The organism is Roseburia zhanii (assembly GCF_014287635.1).
In the GTDB taxonomy this organism is placed as follows: Bacteria; Bacillota; Clostridia; order Lachnospirales; family Lachnospiraceae; genus Roseburia_B; species Roseburia_B zhanii.
Map to the genome: position 1 here is coordinate 1 of NZ_JACOPH010000052.1, position 1,995 is coordinate 1,995.

Below are 1,995 nucleotides of genomic sequence, written 5' to 3' on the forward strand. Positions count from 1 at the left end.
AGGAAAGAGCATTACATAATATCAGTAAAATCGTATTCATCGTTTCTCCTATGAATTTTTCTGCAAAAATTTATTTACTTCTTCTCTAAAATCGCTGCTTCTCTTTTGCGCAATCTGGATTTCTTTTCCATTGTCCAGATAAATGGTAAAGCCTTTTATTTTTTCAATATGCCTTAAATTAACCAGATTTCCTCTGCAATTCACAACAAAATCATAGGGCTGCAGTTCTTCAACCAGTTTTTCAAAAATGCAGTCATACTCATATGTGATATCAGACAACGCTATCAGTACTTTTCTAGACCTCTTTATGTATTCAAAATATAAAATGTCCCTGAGCTTCAATCTGATCGACAGATACTCTTTCCCCTTGCTGTCCGTCACTTTATAAAAATCCTTTTCTGCTCCGGTATCCGGCAGTTGATCCAGCAGTTCCAACATCTGCGTTTCCAATTTATCATATTCCAATGGTTTACATAGAAATGAAAATGCATGAACTTCGTTAATGACCTGCATACAATATTCTTCATAACTCGTAATATACACTAATTTCACATCCGGAAATTTTTCTTTCAATGTTCTCCCCAGTTTAATACCATTCAGTTCTTCCATCGAAATATCTAAAATTCCGATATCAATGTTGCTGATATTTTCAAGCATTTGATTTGCAGACACAAATTGCTCTATATGATAAGCAATCTGTTGGCTTGTAAAAATCTTATGCAGCATAGTCACTGCACGCTCAAGATCTGCCATATCGTCATCACAAACAGCAATTTCCAGCATATTACTCACCTTCTTTCTCATTTATATATCGGCTCAATCTTTATTCTGTTTCAAATCTCACCTATAAAAGATATCACATGAAACAAAATATTACGGTATTTCTTCACCAAATACGATTTTTTAACACGAAATACGATTAAAAAAAGCATTAAACCATTTACCCCTGTTAATACACAAAAGCACTGTATCTCAAACTCTTTGAAATACAATGCTTCCTCGTATTTTCTATATCGTCATATTGATATTATTACTTTACTATCCACATTTACTATCCGCCACACCCTTTGGGAGTGGCAAAAAACAACCTTAGCAAGCACTGCCTGTGTCATGACACAGGCGAAATCCCCCACACTTTCCTATCGTCTGTGTGGTCGAATTTCCATAGGGAAGTATCCCTAACCCTCTCTCGATTTTTCTTCGGTTATTCTTCATTTTACCGTCGAAATGCATTGACCTTTCCTGCCGTTTTTGCTACAATTTGCTATGGGTAATTACACCCAAAATTGAATAAAACATGAAACAGACTGTTGTAAAAATCGAACATTTTACAGCAGTTTTTTTGTACCCAAATTTAGAAAGGACGTGGCACAATGGCAAACCGAAACCGCACCCATCCGGTGCAATTTTATCTCAGCGATGATGAGCAGTACATCCTCAACACCAAATTCAAAGCATCCGGCATGAAGAGTATGTCTGCGTTCCTGCGCAAGCTGATCTTATATGGATATGTGTATGATGTTGATTACAGTTACCTGCGAAATTATAATACGGAGTTGGGACGTATCAGCTCCAATTTAAACCAGATCGCAAAGAGGGTAAACAGCACCGGAAACATTTATCAAGAGGATATAAACGAAGTAAAGGAGTTGATGAATAAAGTATGGCGTACACAAAAATCCATGCTATCAAAGCAACCGTTGATAAAGCGATAGACTACATCTGCAACCCCGAAAAGACCGATGAAAAAATGTTCGTTTCCTCTTATGCCTGTTCTCCGGAAACCGCAGCTTATGACTTCAAATATACCCTCGACCACTGCCGGGAAAACAGTCCAAACAAAGCCTATCATCTGATACAGGCTTTTGCTCCGGGAGAGGTCGGTTTTGAAGAAGCGCACCACATTGGAAAGGAGCTTGCAGATAAACTTTTAGAGGGAAAATATTCGTATGTTGTTACCACCCATATTGACAAAGAACACGTTCATAATCACAT

Annotated in this window: 3 protein-coding genes; 2 read left to right on the plus strand and 1 reads right to left on the minus strand. The window is 37.4% G+C overall.

Features of this window, described 5'->3' with window-relative positions; all coding sequences use genetic code 11:
- Positions 1-48 precede the first annotated feature (48 nt).
- The gene (locus tag H8S17_RS15960) at positions 49-783 is read right to left on the minus strand and encodes a LytR/AlgR family response regulator transcription factor (protein ID WP_186867885.1); all 735 of its coding nucleotides are present in this window, start codon (positions 781-783) and stop codon (positions 49-51) included.
- Positions 784-1,373: 590 nt separating this feature from the next.
- Between H8S17_RS15960 and H8S17_RS15965 the strand changes: the two genes are divergently transcribed.
- A complete protein-coding gene (locus H8S17_RS15965) occupies positions 1,374-1,715 on the plus strand; it encodes a MobC family plasmid mobilization relaxosome protein (RefSeq protein WP_118440535.1) in 342 nt (113 codons plus the stop codon).
- The coding region (locus H8S17_RS15970) for a relaxase/mobilization nuclease domain-containing protein (RefSeq protein ID WP_186867884.1) at positions 1,664-1,995 on the plus strand (332 nt) is incomplete at its 3' end. The genes H8S17_RS15965 and H8S17_RS15970, both read left to right, overlap by 52 nt.

What these genes read in the sequence shown, in the direction of transcription:
- H8S17_RS15965 (WP_118440535.1), top strand. Translation starts at nt 1,374, where the DNA reads ATGGCAAACCGAAACCGCACCCATCCGGTGCAATTTTATCTCAGCGAT.
- H8S17_RS15960 (WP_186867885.1), bottom strand. Translation starts at nt 783, where the DNA reads ATGCTGGAAATTGCTGTTTGTGATGACGATATGGCAGATCTTGAGCGT.